The 26,748-nt window shown below is 66.7% G+C and carries 20 protein-coding genes; 14 read left to right on the top strand and 6 right to left on the bottom strand.

Features of this window, described 5'->3' with window-relative positions; genetic code table 11:
• Window positions 1–82: 82 nt before the first annotated feature.
• From ACPRTJ_RS25380 to pgm, 4 genes are all read left to right on the top strand, one after another.
• Complete coding sequence (locus tag ACPRTJ_RS25380; protein WP_143516651.1) at window positions 83–1,492, top strand: hypothetical protein; 1,410 nt, start codon at window positions 83–85, stop codon at window positions 1,490–1,492.
• 71 nt (window positions 1,493–1,563) lie between these two features.
• On the top strand, window positions 1,564–3,216 hold the full coding sequence (locus ACPRTJ_RS25375; RefSeq protein ID WP_058540292.1) for a VRR-NUC domain-containing protein: 1,653 nt from the start codon (window positions 1,564–1,566) through the stop codon (window positions 3,214–3,216).
• The gene (locus tag ACPRTJ_RS25370) at window positions 3,213–5,474 is read left to right on the top strand and encodes an ATP-dependent DNA helicase (RefSeq protein ID WP_253086942.1); all 2,262 of its coding nucleotides are present in this window, start codon (window positions 3,213–3,215) and stop codon (window positions 5,472–5,474) included. Before ACPRTJ_RS25375 ends, ACPRTJ_RS25370 begins: the two co-directional genes overlap by 4 nt.
• A gap of 95 nt (window positions 5,475–5,569) precedes the next feature.
• Window positions 5,570–7,210, top strand: a complete 1,641-nt coding sequence (gene pgm, locus ACPRTJ_RS25365) for a phosphoglucomutase (alpha-D-glucose-1,6-bisphosphate-dependent) (protein ID WP_123753106.1) — start codon at window positions 5,570–5,572, stop codon at window positions 7,208–7,210.
• Between the two features lie 89 nt (window positions 7,211–7,299).
• Here the strand turns inward: pgm and ACPRTJ_RS25360 are convergent, their stop codons facing one another.
• Window positions 7,300–7,998, bottom strand: coding sequence for a pirin family protein (locus tag ACPRTJ_RS25360; protein ID WP_043864092.1), 699 nt, complete (start codon window positions 7,996–7,998; stop codon window positions 7,300–7,302).
• 222 nt (window positions 7,999–8,220) lie between these two features.
• Here ACPRTJ_RS25360 and ACPRTJ_RS25355 point away from each other — a divergent pair, with 222 nt between their 5' ends.
• Window positions 8,221–10,710, top strand: coding sequence for a UvrD-helicase domain-containing protein (locus tag ACPRTJ_RS25355; RefSeq protein ID WP_426427537.1), 2,490 nt, complete (start codon window positions 8,221–8,223; stop codon window positions 10,708–10,710).
• Here the strand turns inward: ACPRTJ_RS25355 and preA are convergent.
• The 3 genes from preA to hydA all read right to left on the bottom strand — a co-directional run bounded on the left by preA (window position 10,692) and on the right by hydA (window position 14,900).
• Window positions 10,692–11,966, bottom strand: coding sequence for an NAD-dependent dihydropyrimidine dehydrogenase subunit PreA (gene preA, locus ACPRTJ_RS25350; RefSeq protein WP_253086945.1), 1,275 nt, complete (start codon window positions 11,964–11,966; stop codon window positions 10,692–10,694). The two genes, ACPRTJ_RS25355 and preA, sit on opposite strands and share 19 nt — an antisense overlap.
• On the bottom strand, window positions 11,967–13,334 hold the full coding sequence (locus ACPRTJ_RS25345; RefSeq protein ID WP_043863979.1) for an NAD(P)-dependent oxidoreductase: 1,368 nt from the start codon (window positions 13,332–13,334) through the stop codon (window positions 11,967–11,969).
• Window positions 13,335–13,460: 126 nt separating this feature from the next.
• Complete coding sequence (gene hydA / locus ACPRTJ_RS25340; RefSeq protein WP_054914390.1) at window positions 13,461–14,900, bottom strand: dihydropyrimidinase; 1,440 nt, start codon at window positions 14,898–14,900, stop codon at window positions 13,461–13,463.
• A 347-nt stretch (window positions 14,901–15,247) separates the two neighbouring features.
• Between hydA and ACPRTJ_RS25335 the strand changes: the two genes are divergently transcribed.
• The 3 genes from ACPRTJ_RS25335 to ACPRTJ_RS25325 all read left to right on the top strand — a co-directional run bounded on the left by ACPRTJ_RS25335 (window position 15,248) and on the right by ACPRTJ_RS25325 (window position 19,028).
• On the top strand, window positions 15,248–16,735 hold the full coding sequence (locus ACPRTJ_RS25335; protein ID WP_043863977.1) for an NCS1 family nucleobase:cation symporter-1: 1,488 nt from the start codon (window positions 15,248–15,250) through the stop codon (window positions 16,733–16,735).
• 39 nt (window positions 16,736–16,774) lie between these two features.
• Window positions 16,775–18,055: a Zn-dependent hydrolase gene (locus ACPRTJ_RS25330; protein ID WP_043863976.1), complete on the top strand. Its 1,281-nt coding sequence runs from the start codon at window positions 16,775–16,777 to the stop codon at window positions 18,053–18,055.
• A gap of 265 nt (window positions 18,056–18,320) precedes the next feature.
• Window positions 18,321–19,028 (top strand): YebC/PmpR family DNA-binding transcriptional regulator, encoded by a 708-nt coding sequence (locus ACPRTJ_RS25325; RefSeq protein WP_043863975.1) that lies wholly within the window; start codon window positions 18,321–18,323, stop codon window positions 19,026–19,028.
• A 28-nt stretch (window positions 19,029–19,056) separates the two neighbouring features.
• On the opposite strand, the gene ACPRTJ_RS25320 is transcribed toward ACPRTJ_RS25325, so the two are convergent.
• Window positions 19,057–20,364 carry a leucine-rich repeat-containing protein kinase family protein gene (locus ACPRTJ_RS25320; protein WP_426427533.1) on the bottom strand — a complete coding sequence of 436 codons (1,308 nt, stop codon included), beginning with the start codon at window positions 20,362–20,364 and terminating at the stop codon, window positions 19,057–19,059.
• 129 nt (window positions 20,365–20,493) lie between these two features.
• On the opposite strand from ACPRTJ_RS25320, the gene ACPRTJ_RS25315 reads away from it, so the two are divergent.
• Entirely contained in the window at window positions 20,494–22,383 is a 1,890-nt protein-coding gene (locus ACPRTJ_RS25315) for a propionyl-CoA synthetase (protein ID WP_078481714.1), read from the top strand.
• Window positions 22,384–22,386: 3 nt separating this feature from the next.
• Here ACPRTJ_RS25315 and zapE read toward each other — a convergent pair whose 3' ends face one another.
• Window positions 22,387–23,505 (bottom strand): cell division protein ZapE, encoded by a 1,119-nt coding sequence (gene zapE / locus ACPRTJ_RS25310; protein ID WP_411269344.1) that lies wholly within the window; start codon window positions 23,503–23,505, stop codon window positions 22,387–22,389.
• 215 nt (window positions 23,506–23,720) lie between these two features.
• On the opposite strand from zapE, the gene ACPRTJ_RS25305 reads away from it, so the two are divergent.
• Genes ACPRTJ_RS25305 through ACPRTJ_RS25285 form a run of 5 tightly spaced genes read left to right on the top strand, consistent with a single transcriptional unit; the run spans window position 23,721 to window position 26,692 of the window.
• A complete protein-coding gene (locus ACPRTJ_RS25305; protein ID WP_282362366.1) occupies window positions 23,721–24,248 on the top strand; it encodes a Csu type fimbrial protein in 528 nt (175 codons plus the stop codon).
• A gap of 28 nt (window positions 24,249–24,276) precedes the next feature.
• Complete coding sequence (locus ACPRTJ_RS25300; RefSeq protein WP_043863971.1) at window positions 24,277–24,810, top strand: Csu type fimbrial protein; 534 nt, start codon at window positions 24,277–24,279, stop codon at window positions 24,808–24,810.
• A 16-nt stretch (window positions 24,811–24,826) separates the two neighbouring features.
• Complete coding sequence (locus ACPRTJ_RS25295) at window positions 24,827–25,360, top strand: Csu type fimbrial protein (RefSeq protein ID WP_043863970.1); 534 nt, start codon at window positions 24,827–24,829, stop codon at window positions 25,358–25,360.
• Between the two features lie 3 nt (window positions 25,361–25,363).
• Entirely contained in the window at window positions 25,364–25,861 is a 498-nt protein-coding gene (locus ACPRTJ_RS25290; protein ID WP_043863969.1) for a Csu type fimbrial protein, read from the top strand.
• 45 nt (window positions 25,862–25,906) lie between these two features.
• Complete coding sequence (locus ACPRTJ_RS25285) at window positions 25,907–26,692, top strand: fimbrial biogenesis chaperone (RefSeq protein ID WP_078481711.1); 786 nt, start codon at window positions 25,907–25,909, stop codon at window positions 26,690–26,692.
• The last annotated feature ends 56 nt before the right edge of the window (window positions 26,693–26,748 follow it).

Below are 26,748 nucleotides of genomic sequence, written 5' to 3'. Positions count from 1 at the left end.
TTACCCGCATCGGGTAACTTCCGGCTGCCGGCAGTCGTTATCGAATCAGGTATACACCATGAGTACCCTCCACGATCAAGCCATGACTCACATTTACCAGCAGGTCTTGCAGCGACTGCTCGAGTGCCTTACCCAGGGCCAGCGCGCGTCGCTGCAATTGCTTATCCAGCGCATGCTGGTGGCCGCCGGCGGGATCGAGCGCATAGGCGACTTCAAGGTGATGCTGGCCCATGGCGGCGGCAAGGACAGCTCCTTCGCCCTGGCGTTTCTGCGCGCCGCGCAGTTGAGCATTGCGGCGCGTGCGCCGGCCACCTTCGAGCTGCGCGTGGTCACCGCCCGCCATGTGGGCATGTCGACGGCGGTGATCGAGAACATCGAGCGTGGCTATTCGGCGCTGGTGCTGCATGACGACCTGCGGGTCGAGCTGCTGGTGCTGGACGACGGCGGCCTCCAGCACTTCGATGCACTCAAGCCGCTGTCGCCGCGTCAGCAGCAGGTCGAGCGCTTCGACACCCTGGTTGCCGGGCACCTGACCGCCGGCCAGGTGCGGCCGATGTTCTGCAATCGCTTCTACCTGGCGCTGGCCGAACTGTACCGCCAGGGCATGGGCTGGGAGGGCGGGGTGGACGCATTGATCAACGCCGACCCGATGCCCGAGCGCAAACGCTACCTGGCGTGGGGCCGCCGCATGATGCGCGAGGCCGGGTTGAGCAGTGCAAGGCCGGCCCACTCACACCCCGGCGCCCTGTTGCAGGGCCTTGGCCAACTGCGCCGCATCTACCTCAACGAGGTGCTGGGTCTGCCAGCCGAGCCCCTTCGGCAGGTCCCGGGCCCCCGCCGTATCCCGCGCTTCATCGACATCGCCGACCTGCTGCAGGACAGCCAGCAGGGGCAGAGCGTGCTGCTGCTCGAATTTCTCAGGTTTCGCTATGACGAGCTGGCCCTGGGTTTCAGCCAGTCGGCCTGTGCCAACCCGTTGCTGATGGCACACCTTGCCGGGCTGCGCGCGCAGTGGGTGCAGGGGCAGGACTATGCGCTGGGCATTGCCGAGCACCTGCAGCAGGTCAAGGCCCAGCTGCGGCGCAAACCGGTGCCGGCGGCGCTGCAGGCACTGGCCATGGAAACCTGGCAAGACCGCGAGCGCCACGGCCAGCGCCGCCGCCTGGCGGACAACTTCGCCCTGCAGGGCTACAACCTCAACGAAGAACAGCTGGCCTGCCTGCTGTTCGCGCCCTTCGTCGACCGCGGGCGCAACCTGGAGCGCTTCGTACAGGCGCGGCACCCCGGCATGCAGGCGGCGCTGCCCTACCTGCACAAGGCACTCAAGGGCGTACCCTCGCCACAGCCCATGGTGCAATGGCTGGAGGAGATCAGCGGCTTGTCCCTGAGCACGCTGCAGATGCTCTACCAGCGAGAAAGTGAAGCGGCCGCCGGTGGACGTTCGCTGCTGGCGCGGGCCCGGGATAGCGATCCGGGCCGGTTGCGCCATTGATCCGCTGAGGTTGCCAAGCTCGCCTGTCTGTATGTATAACCAGTGGATTCCTTCTGCTGGTTACCCGCTCCGTGATCGCCCATTCCGTCGCCGACCCGTTCTATTACCTGTGCAACTTTCAGCAGGTACTGGCCTGGGTGCAACTGCGCTACGCCGACCTGCTCGATGAACACGAACACGCCTTCATTCAACAGTTCGCGACGCTGGGCCAGGCCTCCCAGGCCCTGCTGGTACGCATGGTGATGCGCAAGGGTGTGATGTTTCGCGCCAGCAAGCTGACCTACCTGGAAATCGGCGCAATCGAGCCTGCCGCCGCGCCGCTGGTGGCGCTGGGCTGGCTCGACGACCAGCCGAGCCTGGGCCTGGACCACCTGTTCCAGTTGCTGCGCAAGGACGAAATCGCCCGCTGTTTCGCCGACGTGCTGGAGCGCCCGCGGGCTGCCAAGGGCGAACTGCTCGAACAGTTGTCGGCGCTGTATGCCGAGGCCAGGCCCCTGCGTCAGTGGTGGCCCGAATTCGACGAACCGGTGTACGTGCTGCACCTGCAGGCGCTGTGCGATCGTCTGCGCCTGCTGTTTTTCGGCAACCTGCACCAGGACTGGTCGGAGTTCGTGCTCGCCGACCTTGGCCTGCTGCGCTACGAGCAGGTCGCGTTCGGCGAGGATTCCCGGGCGCTGCGCGAGCGCGCCGATATCGACCTGTGCCTGGCCCTGCACACCTGTGCCGAGCAGCTCGAGGCCGGGCAGCCGGTCGAGCAGGTGCTGGCACTGCTGGACGGCCTGCAGCCGAGCAACCCGTGGCTGGAACGGCGCCGCGCCAGGTTGCTGTTCCAGCTTGGCCAGCATTGCGAGCGCAGCGGCGACTGGGCCCAGGCCTTGAACATCTACCCCCGCAGCAACCACCCCCAGGCACGCATCCGGCATATCCGCGTGCTGGAGCGCAGCGCCGATCATGCCGCCGCCCTGGAGCTTGCCAGCGTAGTGGGCGCCAAACCGGCCAACGCGCTGGAGGTCCAGGCGCTGGCGCGCATCGTGCCCCGCCTGCAGCGCAAGCTGGGCGGCCCGCCACAGCGTCGGCGCGCCCCGGCAGCGATCAGCCGGCTGGACCTGTGCCTGCCTGTCGATCTGTCGACGCTTGGCGTGGAGCAGGCGGTGCAGGTGCACCTGGCGGCCGATGACGGGCCGGTGCACTACGTCGAGAACACCCTGTTCAACAGCCTGTTCGGGCTGCTGTGCTGGGAAGCCATCTTCGCGCCCGTGCCCGGCGCGTTCTTCCACCCGTTCCAGAGCGGCCCGCTGGACCTGCACGACGCCGGCTTCCAGGCGCGCCGCGCCGAGCATTTTGCCGCCTGCCTGGGGCAGCTGGACGATGAGCGCTACCGCCACACCATCCTGGCCAACTACCAGGCCAAGCACGGCCTGCAATCACCCTTCGTGTACTGGGAGCTGCTGGATGCCACGCTGTTGCAGCAGGCCCTGGACTGCCTGCCGGCGGCGCACCTCAAGCGCTGCTTCGAGCGCCTGCTGGAGGATATCCAGGCCAACCGCGCCGGCATGCCCGACCTGATCCAGTTCTGGCCCGGGCAACGGCGCTACCGCATGATCGAAGTGAAGGGGCCGGGCGATCGCCTGCAGGACAACCAGCTGCGCTGGATCGCCTTCTGCACCGAGCACGGCCTCCCCGTCGAGGTGTGCCACGTGCAGTGGGCACAGCCGGCAGCATGAGCTACAAGGTAGCGGTGCGTGCGCTGTGCGAGTTCACCGCCAAGGTCGGTGACCTGGACCTGCGCTTCACCCCATCGCCCTCGGCCCAGGAGGGCATCACCGGCCACCGCACGGTGGTCACGCGCCGGGGTCGGGGCTATGAGTCGGAGGTGGCGCTGGAGGGGCAGTTCGAGCAGTTGCAGGTACGTGGGCGCGCCGACGGCTACAACCCGGCGCTCAACCGCCTGGAAGAGATCAAGACCTACCGCGGCGACCTGGCCAGCCAGCCCGACAACCACCGCCAACTGCACTGGGCCCAGGCCAGGGTGTATGGCTGGCTGCTGTGCCAGCAGCGAGAACTGGCCGAGGTGAACCTGGCGCTGGTGTACCTGGACGTGGACAGCGACCGCGAAACCCTGGTGGAGGCCCGCCATACCGCCGCCGAACTCGAGCAGTTCTTCATCGCCCAGTGCACGCTGTTCCTGCGCTGGGCCCAGCAGCAGATGCAACGCCAGGCCTTGCGCAACAGCGGCCTGCAGGCGCTCGCGTTCCCCCACGCCAGCTTTCGTACCGGGCAGCGCGAGCTGGCCGAGACCGTGTACAAGGCGGTAAGCACCGGCCGCTGCCTGATGGCCCAGGCCACCACCGGCATCGGCAAGACGCTGGGCACGCTGTTCCCGTTGCTCAAGGCGATGGTGCCGCAGCAACTGGACAAGGTGCTGTTCCTGACCGCCAAGACGCCGGGGCGGGCGCTGGCGCTGGAGGCCGTGCAGCGGGTCATGCACGCCAGCCCCGAGCTGGCCCTGCGTAGCCTGGAACTGGTGGCACGGGAAAAGGCCTGCGAGTTTCCCGGTACCGCCTGCCACGGCGAAGCCTGCCCGTTGGCCAAGGGCTTCTACGACCGCTTGCCCGCCGCCCGCCAGGCCGCCGCGCAGCAGCCGGTGCTGGACCAGGCCCGCCTGCGCGAGGTAGCCCTGGCGCACCAGGTGTGCCCCTACTACCTGGGGCAGGAGATGGCGCGCTGGGTGGATGTGCTGGTGGGCGACTACAACTACTACTTCGACCAGAGCGCCTTGCTGTTCGGCCTGGCCCAGCTCGACCAGTGGCGGGTGGCGGTGCTGGTGGACGAGGCGCACAACCTGGTGGAGCGTGCACGCCAGATGTACAGCGTGAGCCTCGATCAATGGCAATTGAAGGCCCTGCGGCGTGATCCCCCGGCAGGCATGGCCAACGCCTTGCAGCGCCTTGACCGGGCCTGGAACGCCGTGCACAAGGACCAGGACGTTCCCTACCGCGCCACCGGCCAGTTGCCCGAGGCCTTTCTCAAGGCGTTGCAGCGTTTTGTCAGCCATGTGCAGGACAGCATGAACCAGCAGCCTGCCGGCGTCGAAGGGCCGCTGTTGCAGCTCTTCTTTCAGGCTTCGCAGTTCCTGCGCCTGTGCGAGGTGTTCGACGAGCATTTCGTGTTCGATATCAGCAAGCGCGACGGCCCGGGCCGGCGCAGCCTGTCCACCCTGTGCCTGCGCAACGTGGTGCCGGCGCCGCTGATCGGCCCGCGCATGGCCGCTGCGCGCAGCGTCACGCTGTTTTCCGCCACCCTCAGCCCACGCCATTACTACGCCGACCTGCTCGGTCTGCCGGCCGACACCGCGTGGCTGGATGTGGCCTCGCCGTTTGCCGCCGAGCAGTTGCAGGTGCGCGTGATCAGCAGTGTGTCGACGCGTTTCCAGCACCGGCAGGCGTCACTGGCGCCGATCGTGGAACTGATCGCCGAGCAGTACCGCCTCCAGCCGGGCAACTACCTGGCGTTCTTCAGCAGCTTCGACTACCAGCAGCAGGTGGCGCGGCTGCTGGCCGAGCGCTACCCGCACATCGTGCAATGGTCGCAGTCGCCCGGCATGGACGAGGCGCAGCGCAAGGGCTTTCTCGAACGCTTTGTCGAAGACGGGCAGGGCGTGGGCTTCGCCGTGTTGGGCGGGGCGTTCGGCGAAGGGGTCGACCTGCCGGGCACCCGGCTGATCGGCGCCTTCGTTGCCACCCTGGGGCTGCCCCAGGTCAACCCGGTGAACGAACAGCTCAAGCTGCGCATGGGCGCTCTGTTCGACGCGGGCTTCGACTACACCTACCTGTACCCCGGCGTGCAGAAGGTGATCCAGGCGGCCGGGCGAGTGATACGTGGCACTGAAGATCGCGGTGTGGTCATGCTGATCGACGACCGTTTTGCCGAGCCCCGGGTGCAGCGGATGTTTCCCGGCTGGTGGGCACCGCAGTACAAATAGTCGCGGCGGGCGGGATCGCCGCCGTCGCGTTGTGGTCGAAGTGCCAGTAAACTGCGTATTTTCATCACCCTGTACATCTTTACTTGAGGTTTTGCATGAAGCTCAGTCCCTTGGCGGGTAAACCGGCGCCAGCCTCCGTGCTGGTCGATATCCCCCAGCTGCTGACCGCGTACTACACCGGCCAGCCCGATGCAGGCGTCGCCACCCAGCGCGTTGCCTTTGGCACGTCGGGGCACCGCGGCAGCTCCGTGGACCTGGGCTTCAACGAAGCGCACGTGCTCGCCATCAGCCAGGCCATCTGCCTGTACCGCAAGGCGCAGGGCATCGACGGGCCGCTGTTCATCGGCATCGACACCCATGCGCTGTCGACCCCGGCGGCAGCTACCGCACTGGAGGTGCTGGCAGCCAACGGCGTCGAGGTGATGCTGGCCAAGGATGACGAGTACACCCCGACCCCGGCCATCTCCCACGCCATCATCTGCTACAACCGTGGCCGCAGCCGTGGCCTGGCCGACGGCATCGTGATCACCCCGTCGCACAACCCGCCGCAAAGTGGCGGCTTCAAGTACAACCCGCCCAATGGCGGCCCGGCCGACAGCGACGTGACCAAGTGGATCGAGGCCAAGGCCAACCAACTGCTGGCCGATGGCCTCAAAGGCGTGCAGCGCATGGGCCATGCACAGGCCCTCAAGGCCAGCACCACGCACCGTCACGACTACCTGGGCAGTTACGTCAGCGACCTGGTCAATGTGATTGATTTCGATGTGATTCGTGGTGCGGGCCTGCGCCTGGGTGTCGACCCGCTGGGCGGTGCCGGGGTGCGTTACTGGTCGGCGATTGCCGAGCACTACAAGCTCGACCTGGACGTGGTCAACACCGAGGTCGACCCCACGTTCCGCTTCATGTGCGTGGACTGGGACGGCCAGATCCGCATGGATCCGTCCTCGCCTTACGCCATGCAGGGCCTGATCGGCCTGCGTGATCGGTTCGACGTGGCGTTCGGCTGCGACCCCGACCATGACCGTCACGGCATCGTCACCCCGTCAGGCGGCCTGCTGGCGCCGAACAACTACCTGGCGGTGTCCATCGACTACCTGTTCCAGAACCGCCCGCAATGGCGCGCCGATGCGGCCGTGGGCAAGACCGTGGTCAGCAGCGGCATGATCGACCGCGTGGCGGCACGCCTGGGGCGTCGCCTGTACGAAGTGCCGGTGGGCTTCAAGTATTTCGCCGATGGCCTGTTCGACGGTTCGCTGGGCTTTGGTGGGGAGGAGAGCGCCGGCGCCTCGTTCCTGCGCAAGGACGGCACGGTGTGGAGCACCGACAAGGACGGCCTGATCCCGTCGCTGCTGGCGGCAGAGATGACCGCCCGTACCGGGCGCGACCCAAGCCAGGCATACGAGGCGCTGACCGAGGCGCTGGGCAGGCCGTTCTCCACCCGGGTGGATGCCAAGGCCACGCCGCAGCAGAAGGCCCAGTTGGGCAAGCTGTCGCCGCAGCAGGTCAAGTCGACCACGCTGGCGGGCGAGCCGATCGAGCAGATCCTCAGCCATGCGCCGGGCAATGACCAGGCGATTGGCGGCTTGAAGGTGATGACGGCCAACGGCTGGTTCGCGGCGCGGCCTTCGGGCACCGAAGACATCTACAAGATCTATGCGGAGAGCTTCGTCGACGACGCGCACCTGCAGCGCCTGGTGGGTGAGGCGCAGGAGCTGGTGGACGCTGCCATCGCCTAAAAGCATCGCGGGTCAAGCCCGCTCCCACAAGGTTTTGCGGCGTTCGCAAACCCTGTGGGAGCGGGCTTGACCCGCGATGACGTCGGTACCTACGCCACATCCACCAGCACAATCTCGCTGTCTTGCAGCGCCACCACCCTGAGCACCTGCTCATCCTCCACCGCCACCCCGTCGCGGGCCTCGGCGCGCAGGCCGTTGACCTCGATCACGCCCTTGGCCGGCACCAGGTAGGCCCGGCGACCCGCATCGATGCGGTACTCGGCGCTTTCCCCGGCCTTCAGCGTCGCCGCCACCAGCCGCGCATCGGCGCGGATCCCCAGGCTGCCTTCATCCCCCTCGCGCCCGCTGGCCAGGGTCACGAACCCTTCGCCGCGCTCGCCCTTGGGAAACGGCCGCACGCCCCACGACGGTGCCTGGCCCACACGCTGGGGCACAATCCAGATCTGGAAGATCCGCGTGTCCACGGCCTCCACGTTGTACTCGCTATGAGTGATGCCGGTACCGGCGCTCATCACCTGCACGTCACCGGCTTCGGTACGGCCCTTGTTGCCCAGGCTGTCCTGATGGGTGATCGCGCCTTCACGCACATAGGTGATGATCTCCATGTCGCGGTGCGGGTGCGGCGGGAACCCGCTGCCGGCGGCGATCAGGTCGTCGTTCCATACCCGCAGCGTGCCCCAGTTCATGCGGCGCGGATCGTGGTATTCGGCAAAGGAGAAGTGATGGTGGGCATCCAGCCAGCCATGGTTGGCGTGGCCAAGGGTGTCGAAGGGGCGCAGTTGCAGCATGCTCGTGTCCTCGGTAATCAGGTGGATGGCGCTGATGATCCTCTCGATAAACATCGAAAAAAAGCGTAAATATCGGCTAAATATGATCGTTACATTCGATATATAACCTGCGGTAGTTTCGCTGTTTCGTCGCCTAATCCACTGATCTGAAAGCATTCGGCTGGTGATTTGGTCGTGATAAGGCGAACATGGCCGCTGATTGAATTGATTGCCGGAGTCGGTGTGTCACACGAGCGTCCCAAGCTACCCACGGATCTAACCCCACCCGCGCAACTGCCCTGGGTCAGACGTCTGGCCGCACGCCTGCTGGGCCGTGGCCTGAGCCGGTTGCAGGCACAGCACCGCGATTCGTGGTTCCAGGGCCATGCCAACGGCCAGCGCACCGGGCATGCCGACGGGCTGCGTGAAGGCTATGAAGAAGGGCGCGTGGACGGTTTCGAGGCCGGGCGCCAGGTGCTGGTGATCCGCGATACGCGCCCGGATGCCCACGGCGTGCCGGGGCTGGACGATGCCCTGTTCGACGACTGGCGCCTGCCGCTGACCCCCGAGCTGAAGAAGCGCTTCAAGGCCGACGTCGCTGCGCGCCTGCCGGCCCACGCACAACCCAGCGCAGCGCAGTGGAAGATAATCTTCAGCGACACGCCGTCCACCTGCGTGATCGCCGGCGCCGGCGCTGGCAAGTCCACCTCGCTGGTGCTGCGTATCCTGTTGCTGCGCCATTACCTGGGCTTCGAGCTGGAGGCCATGACCGTGGTCACCTTCACCCGCGAGTCGCGCAAGGACTTCATTGCCCGCCTGGTGCAGGTGTTCGGCCTGTGGCAACTGGCCCTGAGCCCGGTGCAGGCGCGTGAGCTGGTGCGCACCTTCCATTCGCGCATCCTGCCGCTGGTGCGCAGCCTGCCGGGCTTCAGCCAGGTGCGGGCGTTCGAGACCCTGGGCAGCGAGCAGCCCGGGGGCAGCGAGGCGGGCGTGGACAGCAACCCGTTCGACCTGCGCATCAACGATGCCCAGCGCCAGCAACTCAACCTGTGCTACCGCGACCTGCTGCATACCAGCCCGCGGTTCGCCGAGCTGATTGCCGGGCTGCGCCGCGAAGCCTTGCAGCTCAAGGCCCTGGACCGCGACCACCCCGACGTGCAGAAGCGCGTGGCGGTGACCCAGCTGTCGTCCGGGCGCGACGAAGAGCTGTGCGACGTGATCGAAGACCTGTGGTTCCAGGCGGGTGCCTGGCCGATCAAGGGCATCGAGCCCAGCCGCGAAACCGTCGAAATCAACGGCAGCCGCTTTCATTTCCACGGCCATATCGCCGAGCTTGACGCCTGGGTGGTGCTGGGTTTCGACCCCAAGGAGAATCAGCAGTACAAGCGCCCCGGCGCCAAGCTGCCGGTGTGGGCCGAATGGGTGATCAAGCGCACGCTGTTCCAGGCGTTCTGCGACAAGCCGGTGATCTGGCTGGAAAACTACGCGGCGGCCAAACGCCTCACCGCCTCGCTGGCCGGTGATGCAGTGGCCGGGCCAGGCTTTGACTACAAGGTAAAAGGCGAGCTGGGCGCGGCGCCCTTGCTGGATGCCTTCGTCGGCGCTGCCGGGTTCATCGAGAACCTGGGGCTGGATGTGAGCGTGGCGGTGGGCGGCATGAGCTTCCCGCAGGGCGACACCGACGCGCTGTTCTTCGAGGCCCTGAGCCTGTACTGGAAGGCGCTGGAGGCGCACCTGCTGGCACAGTCGCCGCCGATCATGAGCTACAACCGCATGTTCGCCTTGTTCGGCGAGAACAACCCGGAAAACCTGCGCCTGCTGCCCGACCCGATGCTGCGCCCGTTGTCGCACCTGATGATCGACGAGTTCCAGGACGTGTCGCCGCAGATCGTCTCGTGGCTGCGCGCCTGCCTGCGCGAGATCCGCCGGCGCGGCCCGGCCATGCACGTGGGGCAGGTGGCGCAGCATTCCTCGCTGCTGTGCGTGGGGGACGACTGGCAGTCGATCTATGGCTGGCGCGGCAGCTCGCCCAAGTACTTCATGGAGTTCGCCAAGCAGTTCGTCGCCCCCAGCACCACCCGCGTGATGCTGGCCGACAACTACCGCAGCCACCAGCACATCATCGATGCAGCCGAGCATATCGTTAAGTCGGCCCCGGCAATTGCCGGCAAGAAGGCCCGTGCCTGCGGCCCGGCGGCCGAGCAGCCGGTGGCGGTGATGGTGATGGAGCGCGACGAAGCCACACTGGCCCGGCAGTTGATGGACCACTACCGCGATGGCGAGTCGGTGATGCTGCTGTACCGCAAAAGCGTCGACAAGTCGGTGATTGCCGAGCACCTGCAGCCCTTGCTCAACCACGAGGCCGGCCTGCCGGCGGCGCAGCGGCGGTTCCGCCAGCTCACCTACCACAGCGCCAAGGGCCTGCAGGCCGATGCGGTGTTCATGCTCGGTGACTGCCAGCACCTGACGCGCTCGCCGTACAAGAACCAGGTGTACCGCCAGGCCGGGCTGGGCCGGGCGGGCGACCCCGAAGGCTACGACAACGCCCAGAAGGACGAGATCCTGCGCCTGGCCTACGTGGCCATCACCCGCGCGATCAAGCACTGCTACTGGCATGTGGAGACGCCGACCGGGGAGGCGGCGAACCTGCCCCGGGCGTCTGTTCAGGTGGACGGGAACAAGGCCTGCTTCGAAGACCTGCGCGGGGCGCAGCCTCAGGACGCCTCGCGGTAGGGGTTGCGTGGGTCGTGCAGCCAGTCCAGGAACGGCTTGCCGGTGTCCTGGGGCACCATCTCGATGCAGTCCTCCACCGGGCAGGTGATCTGGCACAGGTTGCACCCCACGCACTCGGCGTCGATCACCTCGTAGCGGTGCCCTCCCTCGGCCTTGACCAGGCTGGCGATGGCCTGGTGCGAGGTGTCTTCGCAGGCAATGTGGCAGCGCCCGCAGCCGATGCAGGCCTGCTGGTCGATCCTGGCGATCACCTGGTAGTTGATGTCCAGGTACTTCCAGTCGGTGGTGTGGCCCACCGCGCGCCCGCGAAAGTCCTGCAGGCTGTGGTAGCCCTGACTGTCCATCCAGCGCGAGAGGCCGTCCTTCATTTCGTCGACGATGCGAAAGCCATGCAGCATCGCCGCGGTGCACACTTGCACCGAGCCGCAACCCAATGCAATGAACTCGGCGGCATCCCGCCAGCTGCCGATGCCGCCGATGCCACTGATGGGCAGCCCGTGGGTGGCCGGGTCGCGGGCGATCTCGGCCACCATGTTCAGCGCGATCGGCTTCACTGCCGAACCGCAGTAGCCACCGTGGGTACTGGCCTCGCCGACGATCGGCAGGGCGATCATGCGCTCAAGGTCGACGCTGGTGATCGAGTTGATGGTGTTGATCAGCGACACCGCGTCGGCGCCGCCCCGGTGCGCGGCGCGGGCCGACTGGCGGATGTCGGTGATGTTGGGGGTGAGCTTGACGATCACCGGCAGCGAGCAGTAGGTCTTGCACCAGCGTGTCACCTGCTCGACGTACTCCGGCACCTGGCCCACCGCCGCGCCCATGCCGCGCTCGGGCATGCCGTGGGGGCAGCCGAAGTTCAGCTCGATGCCGTCCGCCCCGGTGGCCTCCACCAGCGGCAGGATGGTTTTCCACGCGTCCTCCACGCACGGCACCATCAGCGACACGATCAGCGCGCGGTCGGGCCAGGCCTTTTTCACCTGGGTGATCTCGCGCAGGTTGATCTCCAGCGAGCGGTCGGTAATCAGCTCGATGTTGTTGATGCCCAGCACCTCGCGGTTGGGCCCGAAGTGCGCCGAGTAGCGTGACGACACGTTGACGGCGGCGGGGTCTTCGCCCAGGGTTTTCCAGACCACGCCACCCCAGCCGGCCTCGAACGCACGTATCACGTTGTAGGCCTTGTCGGTGGGCGGTGCGGAGGCCAGCCAGAACGGGTTGGGCGCCTTGATGCCAGCGAATTCGATCGACAGGTCTGCCATTTATGCGGCCTCCACGTTGAGGGTCAGTTGGGCATGGATGGCCTCGGCGGCCCGCTTGCCGTGCTGCACGGCCTGTACGGTGAGGTCCTGGCCCAGGTGCGTACAGTCGCCGCCGGCGTACACGCCCGGCAGGCTGGTGCGCAGGTTGTCGTCCACGCGGATACGCTCGCCATCACGCTCCAGTTGCAGGGCCTGCGGGTCGCTCAGGGCCTGGCCGTCGAAGGCCTGGCCGATGGCCTTGAAGATCGCATCCGCCGCCAGTTCGAAGGTTTGCCCGGTGGTTTGCAGGCGTCCGTCCACCAGGTGCGTGCGGGCAAAGCGCATGCCGCGCACCCGGCCCTGGTCGTCGAGCAGCACCTGCTCGGGCTGGGCCCAGGTCAGCAGCCGTACCTGGTTGGCCTTGGCGATGTCCTGTTCATGCTGGGTGGCGCCCATGTCCTGCAGGCCACGGCGGTACACCAGGTTGACGTCATGGGCGCCCAGGCGGGCCATCTGTACTGCCATGTCGATGGCGGTGTTGCCGGCGCCGAGCACGATGCAGCGTTCGGCCAGGGGCAGGGTGCTCAGGTCGTCGGCCTGGCGCAGCTCGCGGATGTACTCGGTGGCGCTGAGCAGGCCGGGGGCGCCTTCGTCGGGCAGGCCCAACTGGCGGCTGGCGGCCAGGCCCAGGCCGAGGAACACCGCGTCGAACTGCTGTTGCAGCTCGCCCAGGCTGAGGTTGTCGCCCAGCACCTGGCCGTGGCGGATCTCGATACCGCCCACCTGCAGCACGAAGTCCAGCTCGCGCTGGGCGAAGTCGTCCACCAGCTTGTACTTGGCGATGCCGTATTCGTTGAGGCCGCCGGCCTTTTCCCGTGCTTCGAAAATCACCACCTCATGCCCGTGCCAGGCCAGCCGGTGGGCGCAGGCCAGGCCTGCGGGGCCGGCGCCGACCACGGCGATGCGCTTGCCGGTGCTGGGCGCACGCTGGAACGGGTGCTCGGCGAACTCGGCATGATCGACCGCGTAGCGTTGCAGCAGGCCGATCAGCACCGGGGCGCATTCCTGGGCGTTGTTGCGCACGCAGGCCTGCTGGCAGAGGATCTCGGTGGGGCACACCCGGGCGCAGCTGCCACCGAGGATGTTGGCCGAGAGAATCTTGATGGCCGCACCCTGCACGTTGTCCTGCTGGATGTTGCGGATGAAGGAGGGGATGTCGATGTCGCTGGGGCAGGCGTCGACGCAGGGGGCGTCGTAGCAGTACAGGCAGCGCGCGCTTTCCACGGCGGCCTGGCGCGGGGTGAGGGGCGGAGCCAGGTCGCTGAAATGCGTGGCGAGGGTGGCGTTGTCGTCTTGCGGGTGCGGGAGATGGTTCAAGGCGTTGATCACGGTAGTGGCCTCTTTGTTTTTTTATAGAAACCGGGGCGCTGGCGCGCCCATCGCGGGTCAAGCCCGCTCCCACCGGGATCGCACGATACCTGTGGGAGCGGGCTTGACCCGCGATGCTTTAAAGGCTCAGCGCTTGACCGCGCCGGGCCTGCACTGCTGCGCACGCTTGCTCAGCAGGTCGAACACCGCCGGGTATGCCGGCCGTTCGACATAGCGCCCGGCGCCGCGCTCGGCGCGCAGGTCGCCGTCGGCCCACACCAGCTTGCCCTGGCTGATGGTATGGCTGGGCACCCCGCGCACTGTCTTGCCTTCGAAGATGTTGAAGTCGACATTCTGGTGGTGGGTCTTGGCCGAGATGGTGCGCGTGCCGTGCGGGTCCCACAGCACCAGGTCGGCATCGGCGCCGACCCGCAGCGCACCCTTGCGTGGGTACAGGTTGAAGATCTTGGCGGTGTTGGTGGAGGTGAGGGCGACGAAGTCCTGCATCGACAGCCGGCCGGTGTTCACGCCTTCGTCCCACAGCACCGCCATGCGATCCTCGATGCCCGCCGTGCCGTTGGGGATACGGCTGAAATCGTCACGCCCCGCGGCCTTCTGCTCGGCGCAGAAGCAGCAATGGTCGGTGGCGGTGGTATGCAGGTTGCCCGATTGCAGCCCGTGCCACAGGGCCTCCTGGTGCCCGCGCGGGCGAAACGGCGGGCTCATCACATAGCCGGCCGCCGTCTGCCAGTCGGGGTGCTGGTACACGCTGTCGTCCAGCAACAGGTGCCCGGCCAGCACTTCGCCGTACACCGGCTGGCCCTTGGCGCGGGCATAGGTGATCTCGTCCAGCGCCTCGCGGGTGGACACGTGCACCAGGTACAGCGGGGTGCCGAGGGTTTCGGCAATGCGGATGGCACGGCTGGCCGCTTCGCCTTCCACCTGCGAAGGGCGCGACAGCGGGTGCGCTTCGGGGCCGGTGATGCCCTGGGCCAGCAGCTTGCGCTGCAGGTGGTACACCAGCTCGCCGTTCTCGGCATGCACCGTGGGCACCGCGCCCAGCTCCAGGCAGCGCTCGAAGCTGCCGACCAGGGTGTCGTCGGCGGCCATGATCGCGTTCTTGTAGGCCATGAAGTGCTTGAAGCTGTTCACCCCGTGGTGGTTGACCAGCTCGGCCATTTCCTCGCGCACCTGCTCGCTCCACCAGGTGATGGCCACGTGAAAGCCGTAGTCGGCCGCCGATTTCTCGGCCCAGCCGCGCCACTGGTGAAAGGCTTCGAGCAGCGATTGCTGCGGGTTGGGGATCACGAAGTCGATGATCGAGGTGGTGCCGCCGGCCAGGCCGGCGGCGGTGCCGGTGTAGAAGTCCTCACTGGCCACCGTGCCCATGAAGGGCAGCTGCATGTGGGTGTGGGGGTCGATGCCGCCGGGCATCAGGTACTGCCCGCTGCCATCGAGCACGGTACAGCCGGCGGGGACGTCGAGGTTGTGGCCGATGGCCTGGATCAGGCCGTCTGCGCAGTACACGTCGGCCGGGTAACTCTCGTCATGGGTAATCAGGGTGGCGCCACGAATCAAAAGCGTCATCACGAAGCTCCTCGCAGGCTTGACCGGTTGCTACCGGCTCTAGATTTTTGTCGTGATCGGCGCCGGAGTAATCCTGTCATCGCCGTCAAGAATTGAATCTAGTTGGCGATCCGGGATTGGGCAAGATTATTTTTTATATGCTTATTCTGTTTTCAACTTATTGAAAAATAAGAATAAAACCTCTTTTTACGGGTTAGGAGAGGTTTCTGGCGAGTCCTGTCTTGCTTGACAGGATGCGTAAATGGTCAAGATTTCTCAGATCACCTGACCGTGATTGCCTTACCTGCACGCGCAAGACTCCGGCGCCTCATCGCGAGGTGCACATAACCAGAAAAGTGGAGCGGCCAATGCACCAGACCCGATCGCAAGTGAGCGAGCGTGACGGCTTGTTCGAGCTCGACGCCGGCACCGACGTCCTCGACAGCCCTCGCTACAACCATGACATCGCCCCGACCAAGGTGGGGCAGCGCACCTGGAACAAATGGCACATCACCGCACTGTGGGTCGGCATGTCGATCTGCGTGCCCACCTACACCCTGGGCGGGGTGCTCACGGCGTATTTCGGCCTGACGGTGGGCGAGGCGCTGCTGGCGATCCTGCTGGCCAACACCATCGTGCTCATCCCGCTGACGCTCAATGCCTTCCCCGGCACCAAGTACGGCATCCCGTTCCCGGTGCTGCTGCGCTCATCGTTCGGCATCATCGGCTCCAACGTGCCGTGCCTGATCCGCGCGCTGGTGGCGTGCGGCTGGTTCGGTATCCAGACGATGTTCGGCGGGCTGGCCATCCACCTCTTCCTGGGCTCGTTCTGGCCGGAATGGAAGGCGCTGGGCGGCACCGGCGAGGTCATCGGCTTCATGCTGTTCTGGTGCCTTAACCTGTGGGTGGTGCTGCGCGGCGCCGAGTCGATCAAGTGGCTCGAAACCCTGTCGGCACCGCTGCTGGTGCTGGTGGGTGCCGGGCTGCTGGTGTGGGCGCTGCCCAACGTGTCGTTCAGCGAACTGCTGGCGCAGCCGCCCAAACGCCCCGAAGGCGCCAGCGTGACCGGCTACTTCTTCGCCGGGCTGACCGCCATGGTGGGTTTCTGGGCCACGCTGTCGCTGAACATCCCGGACTTCAGCCGCTATGCCCGAAGCCAGAAGGACCAGATCCTGGGGCAGATCTTCGGCCTGCCGCTGACCATGTTCCTGTTTGCCGCGCTGGGGGTGGTGCTGACCGCGGCCTCGGCCTCGCTGGTGGGCGAGACGGTGTCCGACCCGGTGAGCCTGATCGGGCATATCCAGAGCCCGCTGTGGGTGGCGCTGGCCATGGCGCTGATCATCATCGCCACACTGTCGACCAACACCGCGGCCAACATCGTTTCGCCCACCAACGACTTCCAGAACCTGGCGCCCAAGTGGATCGGGCGTACCACCGCCGTGCTGCTGACCGGGCTGGTGGGCCTGCTGCTGATGGCCCATGAGCTGCTCAAGAAGCTCGGCCTGATCGTCTCGGACGTGAGCCTGGAGTCGGTGTATTCCAACTGGCTGCTGGGCTATTCCAGCCTGCTGGGGCCGATTGCCGGGATCATGGTGGTGGACTACTTCCTGCTGCGCAAGCAGACCCTCGACCTTGCCGGGCTGTACCGCGACGACGTGTACCCGGCCTGGAACGCGACCGGCTTCATCGCCTTCGGCGTGCCGGTGGTGCTGACCCTGTTGTCGCTGCACAGCCCGGCGTTCAGCTGGTTCTACGACTTCGGCTGGTTCACCGGCTCGGCGCTGGGCGGGGTGATCTACTACGCCCTGGGCAGCCTGAAGGGCGCGCGTGCCACCAGCCTCAAACCCACCGTGTAACCCCACGGCCCGCAGAGGCCGGCCAAGCAGGAGATGCTCATGCAAACCGCTAAGGACGTTCTGCAAAGTACCCAGGCCCACATCGATGGCCAGCGCCTGTGGCAGTCGCTGATGGAGCTGGCGCAACTGGGTGCCACCGCCAAAGGCGGCGTATGCCGCCTGGCTCTGACCGACCTGGACCGCCAGGCCCGCGACCTGTTCGTGCAATGGACCGAGGCTGCCGGCTGCACCGTCAGCGTGGATGGGGTGGGCAACATCTTTGCCCGCCGGCCCGGGCGCAACCCGCAACTGCCACCGGTGATGACCGGCAGCCACATCGACACCCAGCCCACCGGCGGCAAGTTCGATGGCTGCTTCGGGGTGCTGGCCGGGCTGGAAGTTCTTCGTACACTCAATGACTTGCAGATAGAAACTGAGGCGCCACTTGAGGTTGTGGTGTGGACCAACGAGGAGGGCTCGCGGTTCGCGCCGTGCATGATGGGCTCGGGCGTGTTCGCCGAGAAGTTCACCCTTCAGGAGACGCTGGCCAAGCGCGATGCCCAGGGCGTGAGCGTGGGCGAGGCGCTGAATGCGATCGGCTACGCCGGTACCCGCGCGGTCAGTGGGCACCCGGTTGGCGCCTATTTCGAGGCGCATATCGAGCAGGGGCCGATCCTGGAGGACCAGCGCAAGACCATCGGCGTGGTGCTCGGCGCGCTGGGGCAGAAATGGTTCGACCTCACCCTGCGCGGTGTCGAGGCCCACGCCGGGCCGACCCCGATGCACCTGCGCAAGGACGCCCTGGTAGGCGCCAGTGCGGTGGTGGCGGCGGTCAATCGCGTGGCTCTGGAGCATCAGCCCCATGCGTGCGGCACGGTGGGCTGCCTGCAGGCGTACCCGGGCTCGCGCAACGTGATCCCCGGCGAGGTGCGCATGACCCTGGATTTTCGTCACCTGGAGCCGGCGCGGCTGGACTCGATGATCGCCCAGGTGCAGGAGGTGATCGCCGCGACCGCGCAGCAGCATGGGCTGACCTACACGCTGACGCCCACCGCGGACTTCCCGCCGCTGTACTTCGACAAGGGCTGCGTGGAGGCGGTGCGCAGCGCGGCGCAGGGGCTGGGCATGTCGCACATGGACATCGTCAGCGGGGCCGGGCACGACGCGATCTTCCTGGCCGAACTGGGCCCGGCCGGGATGATCTTCGTGCCGTGCGAGGGCGGCATCAGCCATAACGAAATCGAGAATGCCGACCCCAAGGACCTGGCGGCTGGGTGCGCCGTGCTGCTCAGGGCGATGCTGGCGGCGGCGCAGGCGGTGGCGCAGCGTGAAGCTGCTTAACTACATGAGGTTGTTGGCTTATCTGATTGATATATATGAAATAAAAATCACAACTTAAAGTGGTTTCTAGGTTGTGGATGCTGGCCTCTTCGCCGGCAAGGCCGGCTCCTGCAACGCCAGTAGGAGCTGGCGTTGCCGGCGAAGGGTTCACCAGGCCCGGCAACAGCCCAGCGTTTTTTTGTCGATTGCCCGGCGCAGCCTGTATAAACTGCACGCCACCTTGCTGGTCGCTACCTGAACCGGCAGCTGAAACAAGAGAGTCGAGATGGGCGCACAGTGGAAAGCCAAGCATAGAGAAGTAGCAGCCAACGCCAAGGGCAAGATCATGGGCAAGCTGTCCAAGGAGATCCAGATCGCGGCCAAGGCCGGTGCCGACCCGGACATGAACCCGCGCCTGCGCCTGGCCGTGGAACAGGCCAAGAAGGCCTCGATGACCAAAGAGACCCTGGAACGCGCCATCCGCAAGGGCGCGGGCCTGGATGGCGACGCGGTGCAGTACCACCACGTTACCTACGAAGGCTTCGCCCCGCATCAGGTGCCGCTGATCGTCGAATGCCTGACCGACAACGTCAACCGCACCGTGGCGCAGATTCGCGTGCTGTTCCGCAAGGGCCAGCTGGGCGCTTCGGGTTCGGTGGCCTGGGACTTCAACCACGTCGGCCTGATCGAAGCCAGCCCTGAAACCCCTGATGCCGACCCGGAAATGGCCGCCATCGAAGCCGGTGCACAGGACTTCGCGGAAGGTGAAGAAGAGGGCTCGACCCTGTTCATCACCGACACCACCGACCTGGACGCGGTACAGAAGGCCTTGCCGCAACAGGGCTTCAAGGTGATCTCGGCCAAGATCGGCTACACCCCCAAGAACCCGGTCAGCGGGCTCAGCGACGAGCACATGGCTGAAGTCGAGGCATTCCTGGAAGCCATCGACGACAACGACGACGTGCAGAACGTGTACGTCGGCCTGGCGGGCTGATAACCCACTTCGCCGGCAAGGCCTGCTCCTACGCCTCTTGCAGGAGCCGGCCTTGCCGGCGAAGCACCCGTTCAACCTGCGCAAAATCCGGCCTTGCCAGCACCTGCGGTTGAACACAGCTCGCCTGCAAGTCCGCCAGTTCCTCTGACGCCTCCCCGCAACACGCCAGCAGTTCCCCCAGCAACACCCCGAACGCCCGCACCTCGATACGCTGCAATGCGTCTGCTGCAACACTGCCATCCTGCGCAAAGAACGATGCCGCGCCAAAGTCCCCGAGCACCGCGCTGCCCTGTGCATCGCACAGGATGTTGTGCGCGTACAGGTCGCCGTGGGTGATGCCGCGCTGGTGCAGATGCGCCGCGACCGACGCGATGGCCGTCGCCAGCCGGGTTGCGGCTTGCAGGTCAAGGCACAGGTCAGGCGGGTAGACGTCTCGGGTGCAGGTTTGCAGGCTGGGCGGCCCGGCCAGGGCAGACAGGTGGGTGCCCACCAGCGCCATCAGCAACCCCGGCACCTGGTGCGGGTGGTTGGCTACCTGCCCCAGCAGCGGGATCAGGTTCGGGTGGGCGCCAGCTGCCACGCACGCCTGCATTTCGTTGAGCGGCGAGCCATCGCTGGTCATCTGGCCCTTGTACAGCTTGAGCGCCGCCTTTCGGCCCGCCACCTGCACGCGGTGAATCACCCCGGAGGCGCCCTGGCCCAGCACCTCGCCCAGCTCGAGGGCGTGCCAGTCGATGGCGTCGCACCGGCCCGGCGCCTGCGGCGCCGCAAGGCCCTGGGGCAAGGGGTTGCCGGCATACGCCAGCCACGCCAGGCGGGGCATCGTCAGCAGCCACTGGGGCAGTTCGCTCAACCGGTTGGCCGACACCCGCAGCAGTTCGAGCCGCTGGCACCGCGCAAGGCTGGCCGGCAGGGCGCGCAGGCGGTTGCCCGCCAGCATCAGCTTTTGCAGCTGCTGGCAGTCGCCCAGTGCGTCGGGCAACTGTTCAAGGCAATTCTCGGTCAGCACCAGTGCCCGCAGGTTGGGGCCCAATGCGGCGGCCGGCAGGTGCGTGATGCGGTTGTTGCGCAACCCGACCATTTCCAGGCGCAGGCACTGGCCTACGCTGGCCGGCACCTCGGTGAACCGGTTGTGGGAGCAGAACAGCACCTTGAGCCGGTGCAGCCGGCCCAGGTCATGGGGCAGGCTGCTCAACGCATTGCCGCTCAGGTTGAGCACTTCGAGGCTGTCGGCCAGTTCGAAGATCTCATCTGGGAACTGCGTGAGCCCGCAGCTCAGGTCGAGGCGGGTGGCACCTGCCAGGCGGCCGCGCCTGAGGTCGTCGAGGGTGTGCATGAAGGGGCTGCAAGGGCAATGAAGACGGCGGCGATGATACCCGACTTAAGTACCATGGCAGGCGCGCAATTGGCGTCCATACTCGATATTCGCCCTTTTAATAACAACAAAGTTCAGGGTTACCGATCGATGACTTACCAGCACAGCTACGACCGCTCCATTGCCGACCCCGCCGCGTTCTGGGCCGAACAGGCTGACCACCTGGCCTGGTACCGCAAGCCTGCGCAGACCCTGGTGGCCAACCCCGACGGCACCCACCAGTGGTTTGCCGACGGGCAACTCAACAGTTGCTACCTGGCCCTCGACCACCAGATAGAGCAGGGCCGTGGCGAGCAGACCGCACTGATCTACGACTCGCCCGTCACCGACACCCGCCAGACCTTCACCTTCGTGCAACTGCGCGACGAGGTGGCGCGCCTGGCCGGCCTGTTGCGCGAGCTGGGGGTGAAGCAGGGCGATGGGGTGATCATCTACATGCCGATGGTGCCGCAGGCGGCCATGGCAATGCTGGCCTGCGCCCGTATCGGCGCGGTGCATTCGGTGGTGTTCGGTGGCTTTGCCGCCAACGAGCTGGCCCTGCGCATCGACGATGCGCGGCCTGCGCTGCTGCTCACCGCCTCCTGCGGGCTGGAGTTCGACCGCGTCATCGAATACAAGCCGCTGGTGGACAAGGCCCTGCAACTGGCCACCCACCAGCCGCGCCAGGTGCTGGTGCTGCAGCGCCCGCAGGCCCGCGCCGAGCTGCGCGAAGGCCGCGACCTGGACTGGCAGGCGGCAGTGGCTGCGGCCAGCCCGGTGCCACCGGTGGCCTTGGCCGCAGGCGACCCGCTGTACATCATGTACACCTCCGGCACCACCGGCAAACCCAAGGGCATCGTGCGTGAGAACGGCGGCAACGCCGTGGCGCTGCGCTTTGCCCTGCGCCATATCTACGGCATGCAGCCGGGGGATGTGTGGTGGGGCATCTCCGACGTGGGCTGGGTGGTGGGGCACTCGCTGATCGTCTACGGGCCGCTGATGAACGGCTGCACCACGGTGTTCTACGAGGGCAAGCCGATCCGCACCCCGGACGCTGCCGCCTACTGGCGCGTGGTGGAGCAGTACCGGGTCAACGGGCTGTTCTGCGCACCCACGGCCATGCGCGCAATCCGCAAGGAAGACCCGCAGGGCGAGCTGTTCAAGCGCCATGACCTGAGCTCGCTGCGCCAGATCTTCCTGGCCGGGGAAAAACTCGACTCCAGCACCCATCAATGGCTGGAGGCGGCCAGCGGCAAGGCCGTGCACGACCACTGGTGGCAGACCGAAACCGGCTGGCCGGTGACCGCGCCCTGCGTCGGGCTGGAAGGTTGCGGGGTGCGTCCGGGTTCGAGCAACCGCGCCGTGCCGGGTTACCACGTGCGCGTGCTGGACGACGACGGGCACCTTCTGGGCCCCAACGAGCAGGGTGCCATCGTGATCGCACTGCCGCTGCCGCCCGGCTGCAGCCAGACGCTGTGGGGCGACCATGCGCGCTACCTGCAGGCCTACCTGCACAGCCACCCCGGCTATTACCACACCGGCGATGGCGGCTACCTCGACGAGGACGGTTTCGTCTACATCATGGGGCGCACCGATGACGTGATCAACGTGTCCGGGCACCGGCTGTCCACCGGCGAGATGGAGGACCTGGTGGCGCGCCACCCGGCGATTGCCGAGTGCGCGGTAGTGGGGGTGCGCGACGAAATCAAGGGCCAGGTGCCGTTGGGCCTGGTGGTGCTCAAGGACGGGGTCAGCCTGAGCGAGCAGCAGTTGCAGGCCGAACTGGTGGCCAGCGTGCGCGAGCAGATCGGCGCGCTGGCCTGCTTCAACCAGGTGCGGGTGGTCAAGCGCCTGCCCAAGACCCGCTCGGGCAAGATTTTGCGGGCGGTGCTGCGCAAGATCGCCGACCACCAGCCCTACACCCCGCCCTCGACCCTGGACGACCCGGCCGTGCTGGCCGAGATCGAAGGGGTGCTGGCCAGCCTGGCGCGGGCCAGCTGAGGGTCAACCCGGGCAGGCCACCGGGCCCAGCACATTGAGCTGGCCCAGCCGGCTGCGGGTGCGGGCCAGGTCGATGGCGCTGCCGCCCAGGCTTTCGCACAGCGAGGCCTGGCCGACCAGCACCAGATGCTTGTCCTGGTCATACAGCACGTCCACCAGGTTGATGAAGCGCTGCTGCGCCGCCATCGAGCACTGCGCCAGGTCCGGCAGGTGCTCGATCACCCAGTGGTCGTAGCGGCGCGCCAGCTCCAGGTAGTCCATCACCGCCGTGGGTTGCTCGCAGATCGCCTCGAAGCTGAAGCCTACCGCGCGCTCCTGGCTGAACAGGGCGTGCAGCGAGCGCTTGCCCACCTGCAGCCTTACCGGCGCGCCGGCGTGATCCAGGCCGGCGGCATGGCGCTGCGCCGGGCTGCCGGGCCAGAGGTAGTGACCCTGGGTGAAGCGCTGCTGGCTGCCGGAGGCCGGGTGGCTGCGGTAGTCCTGCTCGCCGCCCACTTCAAGCACCTGCATGTGCGCCTCGATCAGGCGGATCACCGGTTCGAAGCGCTGGTGGTAGAGCGGGTTGGGCAGCAGCCCGGCAGGCGGGTAGTTGGAGGTCAGCAGCACGAACACGCGGCGCTCGAACAGCGCCTTGAACAGGCCGGTGATGAGCATCGCGTCGCCGATGTCGTGCACGTGGAACTCGTCGAAGCACAGCACCTGGCAGCCTTGCAGCAGCTCGTCCAGGGTCGCGCCCAGCGCATCGTCCTGCTGGCGATGGCGGAACATGCCCTCGTGCAACTGGGCGAAGAAATCGTGAAAGTGCAGGCGGCGCTTGTGCGGATGCTCCAGTGACTGGAAGAAGCCGTCCAGCAGCCAGCTCTTGCCCCGTCCCACCGCCCCGTACAGGTACAGGCTGCGCGCCGTGCCGTCAGCCAGGTGCGCGGCCTGCTCGGCCATGCAGGCGATCACCCGCTGCTGGCCGTGGCTCAAGGTATAGCCCTGCTCATCGGCCTTTCGTCGGAAGAATTCATCGACTTCAACAGCCGCCAGGCGCTTGGCCGGCGGGTGTGCACGGGCAGCCAGGCGCTGGCGCAGGGCACGCAGCGGCGAACGGATCCAGGACGGCGGTAAGGCGGTCAATCTCAGGCTCCTTGGGGGTGCCGGGCACAAGGGCCGGCTGAGTGGGCGGCGCTAATGTACCGAATAGGGGGTTGGGCTGCCAGTCATGTCGTGCCTGGCAGGTCATGTAGGAAGGTTCTTGTACGCGGCCTATACATTTCCGAGCTTGCTGGCAGGTTTTTCTTCGGCTGCTACCCTCTGGAACAGATGGATCCTGCATTGCAAGGAGGGTAACGGTGAAGGGACGCTCTCTGGCTGCGCTGCTCGGGCTGGTTGTCGCAGACGCTGCCGCCGCCGCAGATTTTCTGGTGGAAGTTCGCGTGGATGTACAGCGCGGTTGCCAGCTGGTGTACCAGACCCGCGATGCCGGCGCCCAGGCCCAGGGCCTGCTCGACTTCGGCCGTACCGCGCGCCTGGACGATCCGCAAGGCCCGCTGACCGGCGCCTTGCTGCAACAACGCCCCCCACGTCTGGAATGCAACCCCGACACGCTGTACCAGGTAAAGGTCGATGGCGGCCAGCATGGCGGCGTCGGCGAGGTGCGCTACCTGGCCAGCGACACGCCACAGGCCCGTCCCATCCCGTACCGTCTCTACCAGGACCCGGCCTGGCGCACTCCGCTGGCGGTGAACATCGCCCAGCATGCACGCGTACCCGACTCGGGGTCGGTGGAACTGCCGCTGTACGCCCGCATCGACACCTTGGCCCAGGTGCCCCGTGTCGGCCATTACTCGGACTTGCTCAAGGTGACCGTCACCTGGTGACCCTGTGCGTGCTAAAGGAACTGGCAGCATGAAGACATCGCAGATTCTGTTGATCAGCCTCGGGCCCTTGCTGTTGTGTCCGATGGCCAATGCCGCCCTCAGCGGGCATATCCAGGCACGCCTGGTGATCAGCGCAGCCTGCCAGATCAGCAATGTGCCGGACGACAGCCCGGCCGGTGGCGGCCTGGGCCTGCTGGACTTCGGCACCCAGGGACCAAGCTGGGCCCGCCCGCTGAGCGCCAACCTCGACCAGACCGGCGGCAGCGGCACCCTGCAGGTCAGCTGCAACCCCTCGGTGCGGGCCTTCACGGTGAGCATCAATGGCGGCAGCAACGATGCCAACGGCGTGCGCCGCCTGCGCAACGGCAGCGAGCTCATCCCCTACCAGCTGGCGGCCGATCCAAGCGGTGCAGTGCGCTACGGCATCGGCCAGCAGCGCAATTTCTCGATCAGCAGCGCTGCGCAAATCCCCATACCGATCTACGGCGCCGTGGTGGCACACCCCAGGGCGCTGCCGGCCGGCATCTACCGTGACACCCTGATGGTGACCCTGGACTGGTAACAACAAGGAGTGACTCATGCATCCCAACGTCTCACGCATACTCTTCGCCGGGCTTGGCCTGGCCCTTGCCAGCCAGGCCCAGGCGGCCACGGTCACGGGCAATATCAACGCCACCCTGACCCTGACCGCGGCCTGTCAGGTGAACGGTTCGACCGCCACCACCGGGGTCAACTTCGGTAACCTGGATTTCGGCTCGCAGATTGCCCTGTTCACCGAGGCCAGCGCCCAGGTGATCGGCACCGGTGGTGGCGGCGCCATCAGCGTGCTGTGTTCGCCCGGTGCCACGCCGGTGGTGAAGGTGGGCGCAGGCGCGCATGACGCGGCCACCACCGGTGGCAGCCGCGCGCTGGCCATGGGCACCAACTACGTGCCCTATGACTTCTATACCGATGCCGGGCACACCAATCTGCTGGCAATCAACGGCACCATCACCCTCGCCACCAGCACCGGGGTGGCGCAGACCGTCAACCTGTACGGCCGCGCCGTGGGCAAGCCGTCGCTGCCGCCAGGGGTGTACACCGACACGGTGGCGGTCGAGCTGAGCTTCTAGGTCATGCGCCGGTTGCTCGGTGGCCTTGCGGTGCTGGCCTGGGCAGTGCCCATGCCGCTGGATGCCGCGCTCACCAGCACGCTTCAGGTCAGCGCAACGATTGCGGCAGGTTGCCTGGTGGTGGGCGGCGCCAGCAACTACGGCACCCTGGACTTCGGCACCCGTCCGGCGCTCGGCGCCGCCAGCGTGAACACCCAGCTGGCAGGCACCACGGTGACCCTGCAATGCACGCCCGGGGTGGCCCTGAAGATGAGCGTCGACGGTGGCCTGAACAACAACGGGGTACGCAACCTCAAGCGCACCAGCGGTACCTCGCTGGTGGCCTATCAGTTGTACCGCGACGCGGCCTTGTCCCAGGTGCTGGGCATCGGTCAGCTCGTGGCGGTCAGTTACAGCGATCCGACGGCGATCAAGCTGCCGGTGTATGCGCAAGCCCAGTTACCCGGCGTGTTGCCGGCGGGCACCTACACCGACGTGGTGCAAGTGGTGTTGTCCTGGTGAGTGCGCTCCCGGGGTTGTATCGGAACAAGCCAAAGGAGAGGGTGCATGGCGCTGTACGCACGTGGATGGCAAGGGATGGGCAAGTGGCTGCTGGTGGGCGCCTTGCTCGGCGCAGGGGGCGCCCAGGCGGCCACATCGGTGTTGATCTGGCCGATCGACCCGGTGCTGGAGGCCGACCAGAAGGCCGGGGCGTTGTGGTTGGAAAACCGTGGCACCACCCCGGCGAACCTGCAGGTCAGGGTGTTCGCCTGGCGCCAGGACGGGTATGACGACCAGTTCCAGCCCCAGCGCGAGATCATCGGCAGCCCGCCGGTAGCGACCATCAAGCCGGGTGAGAAACAGCTGATTCGCCTGACCCGCACCGGCCAGTCGCCGGCCGGCCAGGAACAGGCCTACCGCATCATCATCGACGAAATCCCACCCGCCCTGCCGGCCAGCGATGCGCAGACTTCCCAGGCGCAGATCCGCTTCCAGATGCGCTACTCGGTGCCATTGTTCGTCTACGGCCAGGGGCTGTGGAGCAAGCCGGACGCCGAGGGCAAGCGTGATGCAGCGGGCGTGGGCACGCCGTTGCTGAGCTGGCGACAGGTATCGCAGCAGGGCAAGCCCTTCGTCGAGATCCGCAACGTGGGGCCGGTGCATGCGCGCCTCACCGATGTGGTGATGCAGCAGGGCGCCCAGAGCAAGCCGCTGGTCGACGGCTTGCTGGGTTATGTACTGCCCGGCGCGAGCATGCGCTGGCCGGCACCTGCAGCAGCCTCGGCGGCCAGTGTGCTGAAAGGGCGCGTCAACGGGGCCGAGCCGCCCCAGACCATCAACCAGGGCCACTGAGCCCGGCGCCTCAAGGGCGCATGAAGATGGAGCAGGGGCCAGGGAGGACCCGGACA

It is taken from the genome of Pseudomonas palmensis, from assembly GCF_049942755.1.
In the GTDB taxonomy this organism is placed as follows: domain Bacteria; phylum Pseudomonadota; class Gammaproteobacteria; order Pseudomonadales; family Pseudomonadaceae; genus Aquipseudomonas; species Aquipseudomonas palmensis.
The sequence above is the reverse complement of the archived record's forward strand: the minus strand, read 5'-3'. Positions and strand labels throughout refer to the sequence as shown.